Annotated in this window: 9 protein-coding genes; 5 read left to right on the top strand and 4 right to left on the bottom strand. The window is 69.3% G+C overall.

The window, feature by feature from the left end:
- Positions 1 to 62 precede the first annotated feature (62 nt).
- Positions 63 to 1,493 (top strand): MATE family efflux transporter, encoded by a 1,431-nt coding sequence (locus F0U63_RS06330; RefSeq protein ID WP_395844726.1) that lies wholly within the window; start codon positions 63 to 65, stop codon positions 1,491 to 1,493.
- A gap of 4 nt (positions 1,494 to 1,497) precedes the next feature.
- Here the strand turns inward: F0U63_RS06330 and F0U63_RS06325 are convergent, their stop codons facing one another.
- A complete protein-coding gene (locus F0U63_RS06325; protein WP_395844724.1) occupies positions 1,498 to 2,949 on the bottom strand; it encodes a VWA domain-containing protein in 1,452 nt (483 codons plus the stop codon).
- A 171-nt stretch (positions 2,950 to 3,120) separates the two neighbouring features.
- Positions 3,121 to 4,524 (bottom strand): Si-specific NAD(P)(+) transhydrogenase, encoded by a 1,404-nt coding sequence (gene sthA, locus F0U63_RS06320; RefSeq protein ID WP_395844722.1) that lies wholly within the window; start codon positions 4,522 to 4,524, stop codon positions 3,121 to 3,123.
- A 124-nt stretch (positions 4,525 to 4,648) separates the two neighbouring features.
- Between sthA and F0U63_RS06315 the strand changes: the two genes are divergently transcribed.
- The 4 genes from F0U63_RS06315 to F0U63_RS06300 all read left to right on the top strand — a co-directional run bounded on the left by F0U63_RS06315 (position 4,649) and on the right by F0U63_RS06300 (position 12,154).
- Positions 4,649 to 5,599 carry an MBL fold metallo-hydrolase gene (locus F0U63_RS06315; RefSeq protein ID WP_395844720.1) on the top strand — a complete coding sequence of 317 codons (951 nt, stop codon included), beginning with the start codon at positions 4,649 to 4,651 and terminating at the stop codon, positions 5,597 to 5,599.
- A gap of 35 nt (positions 5,600 to 5,634) precedes the next feature.
- Positions 5,635 to 7,392, top strand: coding sequence for a M14 family metallopeptidase (locus F0U63_RS06310; protein ID WP_395844718.1), 1,758 nt, complete (start codon positions 5,635 to 5,637; stop codon positions 7,390 to 7,392).
- A gap of 91 nt (positions 7,393 to 7,483) precedes the next feature.
- Positions 7,484 to 10,831, top strand: coding sequence for an ATP-binding protein (locus F0U63_RS06305; RefSeq protein WP_395844716.1), 3,348 nt, complete (start codon positions 7,484 to 7,486; stop codon positions 10,829 to 10,831).
- A 6-nt stretch (positions 10,832 to 10,837) separates the two neighbouring features.
- Complete coding sequence (locus F0U63_RS06300) at positions 10,838 to 12,154, top strand: sensor histidine kinase (protein WP_395844714.1); 1,317 nt, start codon at positions 10,838 to 10,840, stop codon at positions 12,152 to 12,154.
- A gap of 6 nt (positions 12,155 to 12,160) precedes the next feature.
- Here the strand turns inward: F0U63_RS06300 and F0U63_RS06295 are convergent, their stop codons facing one another.
- Positions 12,161 to 13,135, bottom strand: coding sequence for a lytic polysaccharide monooxygenase (locus F0U63_RS06295; RefSeq protein ID WP_395844712.1), 975 nt, complete (start codon positions 13,133 to 13,135; stop codon positions 12,161 to 12,163).
- 204 nt (positions 13,136 to 13,339) lie between these two features.
- Positions 13,340 to 16,660, bottom strand: a complete 3,321-nt coding sequence (gene cglD, locus F0U63_RS06290; protein WP_395844710.1) for an adventurous gliding motility lipoprotein CglD — start codon at positions 16,658 to 16,660, stop codon at positions 13,340 to 13,342.
- Positions 16,661 to 16,919: the final 259 nt, after the last annotated feature.

Here is a 16,919-nt window from a genome sequence, read left to right as displayed (position 1 = left end):
CGCGGTCGAGGGTGCATACCGCACCAGACCGTGAAGAAGCCCTCACGGCAGAAGGCAGACTCATGAAACCGAAGTTCGGGACTGATTTGACCACGGGCAGCATCCCCCGGCACATCGTGACGTTCTCCCTGCCGATGCTCATCGGCAGCCTGCTGCAGACGGCCTACAGCTTCATCAACGCCATCTGGGTGGGGCAGTTCCTCGGCACCGGGGCGCTGGCCACCGTCACCGTGAGCTTTCCCGTCATCTTCACCCTCTTCGGCATCGGGATGGGCATGACGCTCGCGACGAACATCCTCGTGTCGCAGAGCTATGGCGCCAGGCGCTTCGACGAGCTGCGGCGGGTGGTGGACAGCTCGACCGTGTTGATCATCGGCCTGAGCCTCGTGCTGACCCTGCTGGGCGAGCTCTTCACGCCCCACATCCTCCGCGCCATGGACACCCCGGAGGACATCTTCCAGCCCTCGGTGGACTACCTGCGCATCATCCTGCTGTCGCTGCCCTTCAGCTTCGGCATGTTCGCGCTGCGCAGCATGCTGCAGGGCATGGGGGATTCGAAGACGCCCCTGTACTTCCAGCTCATCTCCGTGGTGCTCACCACGGTGTTGGATCCGCTCCTCATCTTCGGGCACCTGGGCCTGCCGCGCCTGGGGCTCAACGGCACCGCCTGGGCCACCATCGTCTCCCAGGTGCTCGTGCTGGCTGTGCTGGTGGTCTGGCTGCACCGGCAGAAGTCCCCCGTCGCGCCCGGCTGGCCGCGCCTGAGCCACCTCGGCCCGGCCACCTGGCAGACCCTCCGGATTGGTGTGCCCGCCTCCATCCAGCAGTCCCTGGTGTCGCTCGGCATGGTGCTGGTGACGGGCATCGTGAACCGCTTCGGGGAGATCTCCACGGCGGCCTTCGGCGCGGCCTCGCGCATCGATCAGATCGCCTTCATGCCGGCCATCAACTTCGGCATGGCCATCTCGACGCTCGCCGGACAGAACCTGGGGGCGGGCCACCTGTCTCGCGTCCGGCAGATCTTCGCGTGGGGGTGCGCCTTCAGCGGAGCCATCACCCTCGTCATCTCCGCGATGGCCGTCCTCTTCCCGGAGGCCCTCCTGAAGGTGTTCATCACGGATCCCGTCGTCGTCGAGCTGGGGACCTCGTATCTGCACATCGTGGGCGCCTGCTACGTCCTGTTCGGCCTCACCTTCGTGAGCAACGGCATCATCAACGGCGCTGGCTCGACGATGGTCACCACCGTCATCTCCCTGCTCAGCCTCTGGGTGGTCCGCGTGCCCCTGGCGTACGTGCTGTCCCGCCAGATGCACGACGTGAAGGGCGTCTGGTACGCCATCGCCATCAGCTTCTTCGTGTCGCTCGGCTGCAGCATGGCCTACTACTTCTCCGGGCACTGGAAGCGGAAGGTGGCCCACCACAAGCCGACCCTCATCGAGCAGGCCAAGCCGGATCCCTCCGAGGTCTTCGCCAACGAGGCCGGCGAGGCTTGAGGGTTCAGGGAGCCATCAGCGCGGCGAGCTTGGACGCCAGCTCCGCCTCGGCGCGCAGCCCGGCGTCGTCCAACTGCTCCGCATGGGTGCGCAGCAGTTCCACCGTCCGCTCCGCCAACTCCCGGGCCCGAGCCTTGTCCCCCGCGTGCCAGGACGTGCACGCCGCCCGGGCGCCGAGGATGAAGTTCGTCAGGGCCGCCGTCTTGCGCACCGTGTCCTCGGAGTACCACGTGCCGGTGGACGAGAGCGGCTCGCTGCCCTCGTAGCTCGCCGTCAGGAGCGTGGGCGGGCTCGCCTCACCACGAGCGGGCGTGAAGGAGAACTCCTCCGACAACATCCGCTGCGCGGGCTGGATGTCCGCCTCCCGGGAGAGGCGCGCGAGGATGGCGCCGCGCCGCCGGGAGAGGAAGACCGTGGGAAGCTCCAGCGAGGCCAGGCTCGCGCCGGGCGCCACCCCGGGAATGCCATACACCGCCTCCACCCGGAAGCCGTGGGCGGGAATGAGCACCATCTTCAAGTCATACGCGATGGGCGTCACCAGGTAGTCGAAGTCCTCGTCGAAGACCGTCCGCGTGCGCTCGGCGCCGCTCAGGTAGAAGGCATTGGCGCCCCGCACCGAGGAGATGGCCGTGACGAAGGCCTGATCGAACGCGAGGTTCACCCCGAAGAGGGTCAGGTCGCGGCCCTCGCGGGAGTGGTCGCGCAAAAGCGTCATGAACGCGCTGTCCTGCGTCTGGCCCACGTTGGGCATCGCGTCCGTGAAGAGGAAGACGCGGCGGGAGCGTGACGCGTCCAGCTCGCGCGTGGCGAGTTGCTGGTAACCATCGCGCAGTCCGCACTCGATGCAGGTCGAGCCGGCCACCTGGATGGTGTCGATGGCGCGCAGCAGGGCCTCGCGGTCGCGCACGGGAGTCTGCTTCACCAGCACCTGGGAGCGGTCATCGAAGATGACCAGCGAGAAGGTGTCGTTCTCGTCCAGCTTCGCCACCAACCGGCGCGCCGCTTCCTTCACGGCCGCCATCGGCTCGCCCGCCATGGAGCCGGAGTGATCGATGACCAGCGCCGCGTCGAGCGGCTGGCGGCGGAAGGTGGCGGGATCCACGTTGGACGAAAACCCCACCTGCACGAACACCTCCTGGCGGTCCGTGTCGATGGCCGTCGCGATGCCCGTGGCCGTGCGCAGACACAGCACCTGCTCACAGGGCGGGCCCTCCAGGGGAAGATCATGCTCCGCGTAGAGCCCCTCGGCGGTGAAGTCTTCCGCGAGGGGAATCTGCCCCGCGTCGATCTTCCGCCGCGCCAGCGCGATGTCCTGGATTCCGCCGGGAGTCGCCCCCATGTCCCCACCGGGAGCGCCTCCCACACCTCCGGGAGAACCTCCGATGTCCATCCCGGAACAACCCACCAGCGTCAGTACCGCCAGCCCTGCGATCCACAACCGCCGTGTCCTGCTCATGTCCATGCTCCGGGTGAAGGGGTGGACCCGGGCCCAAAGCAAGACATGTTCCAGCAATGAGCCCGACGGAGGGCGGCGCTTGCCCTCCTCCGGGCCCCACCTCACCCTGACACCCGTGTCATGCTCCAGGGGGAACGTCGACGCGGGCGGGGAGGCGACGACGCCAGTCCCTCAGTGCTCGAACAGGCGGTTGAGTCCGTTGAGCGCCGCCACCCGGTAGGCCTCGGCCATGGTGGGGTAGTTGAAGGTGGTGTTGATGAAGTAGTCGATGGAGTTGCCCGGCCCGTCCTGGGACATGATGGCCTGGCCGATGTGGATGATCTCCGAGGCGTTGTCCCCGAAGCAGTGGATGCCGAGGATCTCCCGCGTGTCGCGGTGGAAGAGCAGCTTGAGCATGCCCACCGTGCGGCCGGTGATTTGAGCGCGCGCCAGGCTCTTGAAGAACGCGTGGCCCACTTCGTAGGGCACGCCCAGGCGCGTGAGCTCCTGCTCGGTGCGGCCCAGGCTGCTGATCTCCGGGCTGGTGTAGATGCCGCTGGGGATGTCCTTCACCAGCTTGTGCTCCAACCGCCCCTCGACGATGTGCGTGGCGGCGAAGCGGCCCTGGTCATACGAGGCGCTCGCCAGCGAGGGAATGCCCACCACGTCGCCCACCGCGTAGATGTGCGGTACCACCGTCTGGTAGGCGTCGTTCACCTGGATGTTGCCGCGCGAGTCCAGTTGGATGCCCAGCGCCTCCAGCCCGATGTCCTGGGTGTTGCCGGTGCGCCCGTTGGCCCACAGGAAGACGTCCGCCCGCAGGCGCTTGCCGCTCTTGAGGTGCAGCACCACCCCATCGTCCCGCGTCTCCACGCGCTCCATCTGCTCCTGGTGGCGGATGAGCACGCCCTGCTCGCGCAGGTGGTAGGACAGCGCGTCGGAGATCTCATCGTCCAGGAAGGACAGGAGCCGCTCGCGCGTGTTCACCAAGTCCACCTTCACGCCCAGCTGCCGGAACATGGACGCGTACTCGCACCCGATGACGCCCGCGCCGTAGATGATCATCGTCATCGGCGTCTCGCGCAGGTTGAAGATGGTGTCCGAGTCGAAGACGCGCGGGTGCTGGAAGTCCAGGTCCGGCGGGTGGTAGGGCCGCGAGCCCGTGGCCAGCACGAACGCCTTGGCGGACAGCTGCTCACTCGCGCCCCGGGGCTCGTCCACCTCGAGCGTGTGGGCATCCAGGAAGCGCGCCCGTCCCACCACCAGCTCCACCCGGTTGCGCTCGTAGAAGGTGGTGCGCAGTTGCACCTGGCGCGACACCACCGTCGACGCCGAGCGCATCATGTCCTTGAACTTCCACTTCTGGCCCAGCTCCACGCGCAGCTCGGGATGGTCCATCTGCACGTCCACGAGGCGTTGGATGGCGTGCCGGAGCGCCTTGGAGGGAATGGTGGCCGTATGGGTACAGGCACCGCCCACCAGCGGACGCTGCTCCACCACGCACACCCGCTTGCCGGACTTGGCCGCCTTCATGGCCGCGCCCTCCCCGCCGGGGCCCGAGCCGATCACCACGATGTCGAAATGCCGCACGCTCATATTGGCTGGATACTTCTCCACCCCTGGCGCATCGGGAAGAAATCATTCCCGTGCTTGCTTAGGATGAGGGCGGAACAGGACGGGGCGTACGCCCATTCCACCCACCCACGAGGAACCCTTCCCCATGGCGTTGCGCTTCAAGAACCTGGATGGCAGCGGCCCCCACCCCATGTCCACCGTCTTCCAATGGGCGGTGGCGGACAAGGTGGCTGGCAGGCGCCGCAAGAGCGCGGCCACCTGCACCATGCGCCGCGTGGAACCGGACCTCGCCGTCCTGGCCGTGCCCCCCGCCCCCGGCGAGGGCGCGCGCCTCACCTGGCTGGGTCACGCGAGCTGGCTCGTCCAGCTCGAGGGGGTGTCGCTGCTCATCGATCCCGTGCTGCGCGACAGCATTCCGGGCTTCATCCGCCGCAACGTGCCCCCCGGAGTGCCGACCGGCCAGCTGCCCCCCATCCAGGCCACGCTGGTGTCCCACAACCACTATGATCACCTGGACCTGCCCACCGTGCGCCAGGTGGGCGCGCCCGTCATCGGGGGACTCGGCCTGACGCGCTACTTCCAGCGCACCGGCCTGTCCGTCACCGAGCTGGACTGGTGGGGCTCCACGCGCGTGGGCCCCGTCACCGTGCACTTCGTCCCCGCCCAGCACTGGAGCCGCCGCGGCCTCGCGGACGTCAACGAGACGCTCTGGGGCGGCTTCGTGGTGGAGGGCGGCGGCACGCGCGTCTACCACTCGGGCGACACCGCCTACTTCGCGGGCTTCCGGGAGATCGGCCAGCGCTTTCCCGGCATCGAGGCCGCCCTGCTGCCCATCGGCGCCTATGATCCGGAGTGGTTCATGGAGAAGCAGCACATGAACCCCGAGCAGGCGGTACAGGCCTATGAGGACCTCGGGGCCCGGCGCTTCCTCGCCATGCACTGGGGAACCTTCAAGCTCACCGACGAGCCCCTCGACGAGCCGCCCCAGCGGCTGGACGCCGAGTGGAAGCGGCGCGCGCTCCCCGTGGAGCCCCTGCACGTGCTCGCCGTGGGCGAGAGCCTCAGCGTCCCGCCCGGCACCCCACGACAAGGTTGAGCGGGGCCGGGCGGTGTGCTCAACAGGCGGCCGACATGCTCCTGTCCGCGCTCCTCGCCCTGACACTCCACCAGACGCCCCTCACCACCGTCGCCGAGCAGAGCGGGTGGCTCCGCACCGGCCGCTACGCCGAGGTGGAGACCCTCTGCCGCGCCTTCCCCAAGCGCTACCCCGGCAAGGTGCGCTGCGACTCCTTCGGCACCACCCCCGAGGGCCGCCCCCTGCTGGTGCTCACCGCGAGCGCGGACGGCACCCTCACCCCCGCCGCGGCGGCGAAGAAGGGCCGCCCCGTCGTCTTCTTCCAGGGCGGCATCCACGCCGGGGAGATCGACGGCAAGGACGCGGGCTTCTGGCTCTTGCGCGACCTGCTCGACGGCAAGGCGCTGCCGGGGGTGCTCCAGGGCGTGACGGCCGTCTTCGTGCCCGTCTTCAACGTGGATGGCCACGAGCGCTTCGGCCCCAACCACCGCCCCAACCAGGTGGGCCCCGAGGAGATGGGCTGGCGCGTCACCGCGCAGGGCTTCAACCTCAACCGCGACTACGTCAAGGCGGACGCCCCGGAGATGGGCGCCCTGCTCACCCTGCAGCATGCGTGGGATCCCCTCGTCGCCATCGACCTGCACGTCACGGACGGCGCCCAGTTCGAGCACGACGTGAGCGTGCAGCTCGAGCCGCAGAAGACGGGCCCCGAGCCGCTCCGGGCCGCTGGCGAGAAGCTGCGCCAGGAGCTGTTCACCGCCCTGGAGGCTCAGGGCCACCTGCCCCTGCCCTTCTACCCCTCCTTCCGCGAGGGGGATGATCCCCGCTCGGGCGTGAGCTACGGCGTGGCGCCGCCGCGCTTCAGCAACGCCTACTGGATGGTGAACCGGCGCTATGGCGTGCTGGTGGAGACCCACTCGTGGAAGCCCTACGCGCACCGCGTGGCCACCACGCGCCACGTGCTGGAGGGGCTCCTGCGGCTCTTCGCCCGGGACGGCCAGGCGCTCATGAAGGCCCGCGCGGCGGTGGACGCCGAGGCCGAGGCCGGCAAGGCGCGCGAGGTAGTGCTCGCCTGGGAGAACACGGACAAGAGCCGCCCCATCGACTTCCGCGGCTATGCCTATGAGCGCTCGCCCTCCGACCTCACCCAGCAGCCGTGGATCCGCTACGACCCCACGAAGCCCCAGGTGTGGACCATTCCCTACTTCGAGGAGCTCCGCCCCGCCCTCACCACCACCCTGCCCGCGGGCGGCTACCTCGTGCCCCCGGCCCACGCGGAGTGGGTGGCCCGCAAGCTCACCATCCACGGTCTGCGCTTCCAGCGGCTCGGCCAGGCCCAGCCCTCCACCGGGGTGGAGGTGTTCCGCGCCACCGAGGCCACCTTCCGCCCCGGCTCCTACGAGGGCCGGCAGCCCCTGTCCGTGAAGGGTCAATGGACGAAGGAGACCTGGCCGCTGCCCGCCGGCACCCTCTATGTCCCCGCCGCGCAGAAGAGCGCTCCCCTGCTCGCCCACCTGTTCGAGCCCCTCGCGCCGGACTCGCTCCTCTCCTGGGGCTTCTTCAACAACCACTTCGAGCAGAAGGAGTACATCGAGGACTACGTGGTGGAGCCCTTCGCCCGGGAGTTGCTGGCGAAGGACCCCGCCGCGAAGGCCGCATGGGAGGAGCGCCTGAAGGACAAGGCCTTCGCCGGGGATGCGCGCGCCCGCCTGCGCTTCTTCGCCGAGCGCCACCCCGCCTGGGACTCGCGGCTCAACCTCTACCCCATCTTCCGCACCGACACCGCGCCCACGGGCCTGAAACCCGGACGGTGAGAAAGAGCGGAATTTTCTTCCGCCACTCGACGTCACCCGCCCTGATTGGTTGAATGGCCGGGGCCCCGGCCCGGCTCCCCACCGGAGGACGATGAGCAACGAACGCGACCTGCTCGAGCAGGCCATGGCGGTGTTGGAAGCCCAGCGCACGGTGCTCGGCCACGAGGCCACCGAGGCCGCGCTGGCCGCCTTGCGCGTCCGGATCGCCGCCCTCACCTCGCACGTCCCCTTCGAGCGCCGGCACGTCACCGTGCTCTTCGGCGACCTGTGCGGCTTCACCGCGCTGAGCGAGCGGATGGATCCCGAGGACGTCAGCGAGCTGATGAACCAGCTGTGGGAGCGCGTGGACGGGGCCATCCTCCGGCACGGCGGGCGCATCGACAAACACATCGGGGATGCCGTCATGGCGCTCTGGGGCACGGAGGGCGCGAGCGAGGACGACGCCGAGCAGGCGCTCCACGCGGCCCTGGACATCCAGGCGCAGCTGGCCACCTTCCCCGCGGCGCCCCCGGAAGGGCTGCACATGCGCATCGGCATCCACACGGGGCCGGTGCTGCTGGGCGTGGTGGGCACGCGCGGGGAGCTCACGGTGATGGGCGACACCGTCAACACCGCGAGCCGCCTGGAGCAGGCCGCGCCCGTGGACGGCATCCTCATCTCCCACAACACCTGGCGCCACGTGAGCGGGGCCTTCGCGGCCGAGCCCCTGGCCCCCCTGCGCCTCAAGGGCAAACAGGAGTCCCTGCAGGTGTACCGGGTGACGGAGGCCAAGCCCCGGGCCTTCCTGCGGCGGGGCCGGGGCCTGGACGGCGTCTGGGCCCGGCTGGTGGGACGCGAGCACGAGACGCGCCACTTGCGCGCGGCGCTCCAGGCGGTGCTCGCGGGCAACGGCAGCCACCGGGTGACGCTCACGGGCGAGGCGGGCATCGGCAAGTCGCGGCTGCTCGGCGAGTTCGAGACGTGGCTCGAGTCGCTGGACGTGCCCCCCCGCTGTCTCCGGGGACGCGCCAGTCCGGAAATGCGCCGGCACCCCAACGCCCTCTTGCGCGACCTGTTCTCCTTCCACCTCCAGGTGCAGGAGAGTGATCCACCCAGCGTGGTGCGCGCCCGGCTGGAGGAGAGCTTCCACGAGGCGCTCGGCCCCGGAGAGTCGAGCCGCATCCGCGCCCACCTCGCCGGCTCGCTCATCGGCTTCGACTTCAGCAACAGCCCGCACCTCAAGGGCACGCCCATGGACGAGCAGAGCCTCCGGGCCCGGGGCCTGGAGTCGCTCGGCGAGTACTTCCGGGCCCTCTTGCGGCGCGAGCCCATGGTGCTCTTCCTGGAGGACATCCACTGGGCGGACGACAGCGCGTTGGACCTGCTCGAGCGCCTGCACGAGACGCTCGCGCCCGAGCAGCTACTCGTGGTGTGCACCGCGCGGCCCGAGTTCTTCGAGCGGCGTCCCGGCTGGGCCCACGCCCCCGCCCATGTCCGGCTGGAGCTGCGGCCCCTGTCCCCGGACGACAGCCACCGGCTGGTGGCGGAGCTGCTGCGCAAGGTGGAGTCCATTCCCCCGGCGCTCGAGGAGCTCGTCATCACGCGCGCCGAGGGCAATCCCTTCTACCTGGAGGAGCTCATCCAGATGCTCCTGGAGGAGGGCGTCATCCTCGCCGGCAAGGAGCACTGGCGCGTCGAGCCCCACCGGCTCACCTCGCTCAAGGTGCCCCCCACGCTCAGCGGCGTGCTCCAGGCACGGCTGGACAGCCTGCCCGCGCACGAGCGCGAGGTGCTCCAGCGTGCCTCGGTGGTGGGCCGCGTCTTCTGGGACGAGCCCCTGTTGACCATGGGCAGCGCCCTGCCGGATGGGGTGTCCCTGCACGACACGCTGGCGGCGCTCCAGGAGCGCGAGCTCATCTTCGAGCAGTCCAGCTCCGCCTTCGCCGGGGCACGCGAGTACACCTTCAAGCACGCCATCGTGCGCGAGGTGGCCTACGACACCGTGCTCAAGCGCGAGCGGCGCGCCTTCCACGGGTGGATCGCCGAGTGGTTGCAGGCACGCGGAGGCGAGCGCTCACGCGAGCACCTGGGACTGCTCGCGGATCACCTGGAGGCGTCCGGCCAGGGCGAGCGCGCGGCGACGTTCCTGCGGCGCGCCGCGGAGGAGGCCCTGTCCCTGTTCGCCCACGCCGAGGCGCGCGCCTTCCTCCAGCGGGCGCTCGCCCTGAGCTCCGAGGACAACATCGCCGAGCGCTACGCCATCGTGGCGGCGCGTGAGCGCGTCCACGCCATCCAAGGCGAGCGGCGCGAGCAACGCGTGGACCTGGACCACATGGAGACCTGGGCCGAGCGGCTCGACGACGATCGGCGGCGGACCGAGGCGGCCCTGCGCCGGGCGCTGTACGCCGTGGAGGTCGGCGAGTTCGCGATGGGGGAGCAGGCGGTGCAGCGGGCCATCCGGCTCGCCCAGCAGCAGGGGGACATGGCCAGCGAGGCGCTCGCCCATCTGAACTGGGGCCGGCTGCTGCGCCACCTCCGGGGAGATTTCGCGAGCGCCCGCGAGCACCTGGAGCGCAGCCTCGCGCTCGCCGAGTCGGCGCGGCTGCCCCATCTGGAGGTGGAGAGCCTGCTCAACCTCAGCGCCGTCATGCACGAGGTGGGTGAGCTGACGGCGAGCCTCCAGCCCATCCAGCGCGTCCTTCCCTTCTGCCAGTCCATGGGGGACCGGTGGCTGGAGTGCTCGGCGCGGCGCTACCTCGCCTACGTGCGCAAGAGCCTGGGAGAGTTCGCCGCGTCCCGGGCCGGCTTCGAGCAGACGCTCCAGTTCAGCCGGGTCATCGGCTACCGGTTCTGGGAGGCCATGGACTACACCAACCTCGCGCGGATCCACTACCACCTGGGCGATCCCGCCGGCGCGCTCGAGCTGAGCGAGCAGGGCCTGCGCATCAGTGAGGACATTGGCAGCCTGCGCTACCAGGGCTACGCGTGGATGAGCCGGGGCCTCGCCCTGGGCGCCCTGGAGCGCCTGCCCGAGGCACGCGAGGCCTACCAGCGCTCGCGCGACATCCGGGCGCAGATCCGCATGCCCCACCTGGAGCACGAGGCCATGACGGGGCTGGCCGCCGTGGCGCTGATGGGCGGGGAGCTCCACGAGGCGCTCGAGCTCGTCGAGCAGCTCCTGCCCCACCTGGAGGGCATGCACCGGGGCGTGGAGGAGCCCTTCTGGATCTGGCTCACCTGCTTCCGGGTGCTCCGGGCCCACCAGGACGCGCGCGCGCCCCGCCTGCTGGAAGCCGCCCACCAACGGCTCCAGGCCCATGCCGACAAGCTGCGCGACGAGGCGCTGCGGCGCTCCTTCCTGTCCATTCCCACCCACCGGACGCTCCTGGTGGAGTGGCGCCGGCACCAGGACGTCCGGGGCTCGTCCGGTCGCGAGCGGCTGTTGCTGGAGACCTCCTAGGTTCACATGACGGTGAGTCCACACGGCGAGGCCACTCGGACGGGGCCGGACAAGACGACCCTCTTGTTCGCGGCGGTGCTCCCGCTGCTATCCGTTCTGGACGTGCTCATCTTCTCGCACGTCAACCTCGAGGCGCTCGGCGTGCGCGTGCTGTGGGCGATGGAGCTGGTGCTCAGCGCGTTCCTGGTGACCCGGCTCTCCGGGTGGAGCCGGCGCCTGTTCTTCCTGGCCAACAGCGCGATCGGCTCGGTCTTCTACCTGGCCATCGTCGCCTGCACCGGGGACGTGGACAGTCCGTATGTCCACCTGGTGATGTGCCTGCCCCTGCTGGTGGCCATCGTCTACCCGGAGGAGGCGGGCGCGGCCATCGTCAGCGGCGTCGTCTGCATGCTGGGCATCGGCACGCTGGTGGTCCTCACCGGGCACCCCCCGGCCCAGGCCATCACCTGGGCCTCCCTGGTCGCGATGACCAGCTTCTTCGGCGTGGTGGGCTCCACCCAGTTCCGCCGGGCGCTCGAGGCGCGCAACGAGGCCCGTCTGGAGCGCACCCGCCGCGAGGCCGCGGAGAAGCTCGCCCGGACGCTGGCGGATCAAGCCCTGTCCGAGCGGCTCGCCACCGTGGGGCGGCTGACCGCCAGCGTGATGCACGAAATCAACAACCCGCTGGCCTTCGTCCACGCCAACCTGCGCTTCCTCCAGGAGGAGCTGCGCACCCAACGCCTGTCCTCCGAGGTCCCCGCGGAGCTGGAGCAGGTGCTCGCCGAGACGCGCTCGGGCGTGGAGCGCGTCCAGCAGATCGTCACGGACCTCAAGGGCTTCTCGCGCCGGGACGCGGAGGAGGCCACCGCCTGCGTCCTGGCGGACGTGGTGGCGGACGCGGTGCGGCTGGCGGCGGTGCGGCTCAAGCACATGGCCCATGTGACGGTCGAGCTGCCCCCCGGACTGCCGCCGGTGCTCGCCACGCCCCGGCGGCTCGTCCAGGTGCTGCTCAACCTGCTCGTCAACGCGGGCGACGCCATCGAGGAGTCGGGCCGGGTACCGGGGCAGATTCTCGTGCGCGGCGAGACGCACGGGCAGCGCGTGGTGCTCGTCGTCGAGGACAACGGCCCGGGCTTTCCTCCCGAGGTGCTGACGCGCCTCTTCGAGACCTTCTTCACCACCAAGGGCCCGGAGAAGGGCACGGGCCTGGGGCTCGTCATCTCCCGCGAGCTGCTGGAGCACTGCGGCGCGACACTCACCGCGGAGAACCGGGAAGAGGGCGGCGCCCGCCTGCGCATCGAATGGCCCGCGCACGGCCAGGCGCCGGACGCCGTCAACGGGTAGGCGCGCTCACGGACGCGAGGGCTGCGGCGCCGCGGGCTTGTCGATGTCGAGCTGGAAGCGGTAGCCCGCGTCCCGGACATAGACGCTGTTGCCCTGGAGCGCCTCGACGGGGGTGATGTCTCCCTGGGCATCGAGCGCGCCCACGCGCACGTAACGCGAGTCCTGGTTCACCCGGCGGGCCAGACGCACGAGCCAGCTCGCCGCCGGACTCACCTCCTCCGTCAGGCGCAGCTCGTGGCGCTCCACGTCCCGCCCGGCCGCGTCGAAGACCCGGAGCGTCACCGTGCTGCCCGCGCGCAGCTCCTCACGGGCCCGCACCGGCTCGGCTTCCTTCCACTCGGAGGCCGCCAGCGTGGTGCCGATCTCCACGTCCACGCAGGCGTAGAAGGCCTCCGGGCTGTCGGAGCGCTGCCAGATGTTGTAGATGACGTGCCGGCCCGTCCTCCCCGTGGGGAAGGGGCAGTTCAACGTGTAGCGGTTGTTCTGCAGGGGCACGGTCCCCACGGTGCAGAAGGGCGTCGCCTCCAGGTCCGACCACTTGAGCGGCTGCGTGGGATTGTAGCCCTGCTTCGTGACGAAGAACTGGAAGCTGCGCGCGGCGTGGGGCGCCGTCGCGTGGTAGACGAAGTCGAAGCGGCCCTGGGCATTGGGCGCGATGCGCTTGGCCGGCCAGTCCGACCGCGCGAGATCCAACCCCTTGTGTGATTCATTGGCCGCGCTGCACAGCTTCCCATCCGGGATGAGGGTGCGGTGCTGGCCATTGGCGTTGCCCTGCCGGACGCCATTCCAATCATAGAAGGCCTGGGTGCCGCCGTAGGCGATGGCGGCCTTGCACGCGGCGGACTGGGGAGTCTCCGGACCTTCCTTGTAACAGTTGTACACGCGGCTGATGGGAATCTCGATGGAGCCGTGTGCGAGGGATTGCCCGGCGGACAGCGCGGACACCAGGGCGAGGGACGGCGCCAACATGGACTTGAGCATGAGGACGAACTCCTGTTCCGGCAGGGGGACGGACCCGGGATTCACCGCGTTCGCGCGGAGTACGGGTATGGAGTTCATCGCGTGATTATTCGGGTCATCGCGGGACCCGGAAAAGGACCGGGGCCGGGAGCCGCTGACGGATCAGCGGCTCCCGGCCCCGGCTGGCTCATCCCCGGAGGGCCTCAGGGCCCGCCGGGGAGTGACTCATTCCAGAATCGTCTCGCAGGCGCAGGTGCTCGTGTTGCACTTCTTTCCGGTCGTGCAATTGCCACCGCAGTTGTCCTTGCAGATACAGGCGCAGGCGTTGGCATCGGCCTGGTAGTTCGGGCCGCAGTTGAGCGCTCCCGTGTCACAGACACAACCACACGCCGCCGCGTCGAACCTGAAGCCCGGCGAGCAGGTGGCCTGCTGCACGCAGGCGCACGCGCAGGTGGACGGGTTGCACGTCTCGAAGCTGCCGCAGGCACCCGCGCATTCCGCGCCGCAGGACCAGCTGCACACGTCCCGGTTGGTGTTGCACACCTGGCCGGGCTTGCCACCACCGCCGCAATCCGCGGGGCACTCGCACAGGTTCGTCTGCCGGTTGCACACGAGTACGCCCTTGCAGAAGTCCGCCTGGCTGGGGTCGTAGTACCCCGAGTGGGTGGAGCAGGGCGCCTGGTTGCCATCCGCGCCGGCCGTGAGGTCGCTCCAGTAGCGGTAGGAGATGGCTCCCTGGGTGGTGCCCGTCTCGGGCGGACGGCACGCACCATAGAAGGACAGCGTCTGGCTGCGGCCGTCCAGGTCGAAGCCATTCGTGCGGCTGCGCGGCAGGTCGCTCGGGTTGCAATTCGCGGAGTCACGCACCTTCGCCAGCGCCACGCGCACGGACGCACCGATGGGCGGCTTGAGGGTCTTGTAACCCGCGGAGCCGATCACGCTGTCCATGATGCTGTTGATGGCCGTCTGGATGCCCGCCGTGGTGCGGATGCTGCCCACGATGCCGCCCAGCGCCTGGATGGCGTCCTTGTGCACCGGGATGAGGTGATCTTCCTGGCTGTTGCACTTGGTGGCGCTCTCGGCGGGATCACAGATGATGCCGTGCATCTGGATGGCCTTGCCCGTGGGGTTGCCGCTCTTGAAGTAGTTGATGAACTCCGGGAGCGTATTCCCAGACCCGGCCACGGCATCATCCGTGGACTGATCGCGCGTGTCCGTGAGGATGATGACGACCAGGCGGGCGCCATCACGGTACCTCTTGTTGGGATCCGTCGTGCTGGCGGAGGTCATGTCGTTGATCGCCTTGCGCGCCGGCCTCAGGTGCACTTCGTCGGCGATACCGCTGGTGCCAATCCAGCAACCCTGCGTGGTGTCCGGGCACGTGGCGTTCTGATCCAGCCAGGCCTTGAACTGGTCGATGTTCCGGGTGAAGCCGCGGAAGACGTTGCGGTTGTTGCTGTAGGTCGCGCCGTAGGAGGTGGTCACCAGGGCGATGCGCCAGTCGAGCTGGGAGTTGCTCAGCCGCGAGGCCACGGCATTGGCCGCGTTGGCCAGCGCCTGCTGGGACGAGCCCATGGAGCCACTGTCGTCCACCACGAACAGGAAGTCCGTGGGGCCGCTGCCGGCGGAGGCGAAGGCCTCGCACTGCACCGCGTCCGCGTCACCGAACTGGGCCAGCGCCGTGCCACCCGCCGTGTCGCCCACGACGAAGAGCCCCGGCTCTGCCTCGGCGCGCGTCACGGAGGTGATGGCCAGCACCACGAGCACGCTCGTGTTGGAGCGGTGCACGTACTGCGCCTGGATCTTGAACGGACCCGCGACGTCCACGCCACCCGAGAGCGTCCCCGCCCCCGTGCCAACGAGGCTGTTGGCCACCGAGTTGGTGTAGGTGCTCAGGTTGGCGGTCGACGTCTGCTGGTAGAAGGCCTGCGAGGCGGGATGACCGTCCCAGGTGGTGAAGAGCTGCGTGGTCTGCGTCACCGTCGGATTCAACTGGCCACGCACGAACAGCTCGTCACCCGCCGGCGTGGTGGAGGTGCCCGCCTGGGGGCGCTTGTAGGCGATGAAGGCCACCTTGTTGGTGCTGTCGTAGCCGATGAAGCCCTTGATGTTGCCCGAGGAGATCGTCTTCACCTCATTGAAGGTGGGGCGGAGCGCCAGGCGGATGTCACTGCCGTTGTCCTCCTTGAAGGTCACCTGACGCAGGTTCTGCGCGGCGCACGCCTGGCCCGCGGGAGAAGTGCCGGTACCGTCCGCGCCATTGTTCGGGTTGAGCTCGCCCTCATCCACGCGGCCGTTCTGGTTGGAATCCTCGGCGCCGTCGGCGATGCCATCGCCGTCGCTGTCCGCGTTGGTGGGGTTCGTCTTGGAGCCCGGGTCCGCGTCGCCGACATAGCCGCAGGTGGTGATGGGCGCCGCGTTGGTGGCCACGCCACGCTCCACGCCGTCCACCAGACCGTCTCCGTCCGTATCGCGGTTGGCGGGGTCCGTCTCGCCCGAGTCGCGCCCACCGCTGGCGTTCAGGTCCTCGCCCAGGAAGGTGCCCTGGTTGGGTCCATCCAACAGGCCGTCGCAGTCCGAGTCCTTCGACTTGGGATTCGTCTCGCCCGGGTCCACCTGGCCATTGCGGTTGCGGTCCTCCTGACCATCGCGCAGCCCATCACCATCCGTGTCCGCATTGTTCGGATCGGTGCCATTGGCCTTCTCGACATCGTCCGAGATGCCGTCGCCGTCCGAGTCCGTGCCCGTGGCCCCGCCGCAGTCGCCCGCCTTCTTCGGGTTCGACTCGCCCGGATCCACGATGCCGTTGCCGTTGCGGTCCTCGGCGCCATCCAGACAGGTGTCGCCGTCCATGTCGGCGTTGAGCGGATCCGTCTTGCTGTTGTTGAGCTCCACGAAGTCCGACAGGCCGTCGCCGTCCGTGTCGCGCTTGCGGGGATCCGTCTCGCCCGCCTCCACGATGCCGTTCTTGTTCTTGTCCTCCGCGCTGTCCGACAGGCCGTCACCATCCGAGTCCTGGTTGGTGGGATCCGTCTCGCCCGGGTCCAGCCGGCCGTTCTTGTTGCGGTCCTCCACGCCGTCCGGGATGCCGTCGCCGTCCGTGTCCGGATTGGTCGGGTTGGTGCGGCTGGTGGGATCCGCGTCCGCGATGAAGAGCGAGGTGCACAGCGGGAGCGTGTTGAGGGTGGTGGTGCGAGCGGCTTCCACGCCATCGCGCAGGCCGTCGCCGTCCGTGTCCCACATGTCCGGGTCGGTGCGCTTGTCGCCCGTGTAGATGTTGCCCCACTCCTCGGCGTCCGACAGACCGTCACAGTCGGTGTCGATCGTCTTGTTGTTCGGAGCGCGGGGACCTGGGGGCTTCTCGAAGGGATCGTCCGTCGGCTGCTCGATGCCGCCGTCGGTGCCAGCATCGTCGGTACTGGGGGTACCGCCGTCATCCTGAGTACCGGGAGTTCCCGAATCGGGATCTTCGATGTCCGGCGGCTGAGGACAACCAGCGAGGAACGCGACCAGGGCGGCCGCGAGTAAACGTTTGGGGGCTCTCATGAACAGCCTCACGGGGAAGGGGGGGCGAATTTGGGACTGGGGTTGTCTGTTGCCTAGTGGGTGATTGTGTAACCTGCCCTCCTGTTCCATACGCCGGCCCGTATGGAAACAGAAGAGTACGAAACTCCGCCCCCGGGTGTGCAAATGCGACGGGGGCGTTCACTCGTGAAGAGTGCAGAAGGGTCGAAGAATTTTTCCATCGTCCCAATCTGAGTCACACCCCGGACAATCCGGAGTGGGGGGAGTCCATCCACTACCA

It is taken from the genome of Cystobacter fuscus, from assembly GCF_044360685.1.
Lineage (GTDB): Bacteria > Myxococcota > Myxococcia > Myxococcales > Myxococcaceae > Cystobacter > Cystobacter fuscus_C.
The sequence above is the reverse complement of the archived record's forward strand: the minus strand, read 5'-3'. Positions and strand labels throughout refer to the sequence as shown.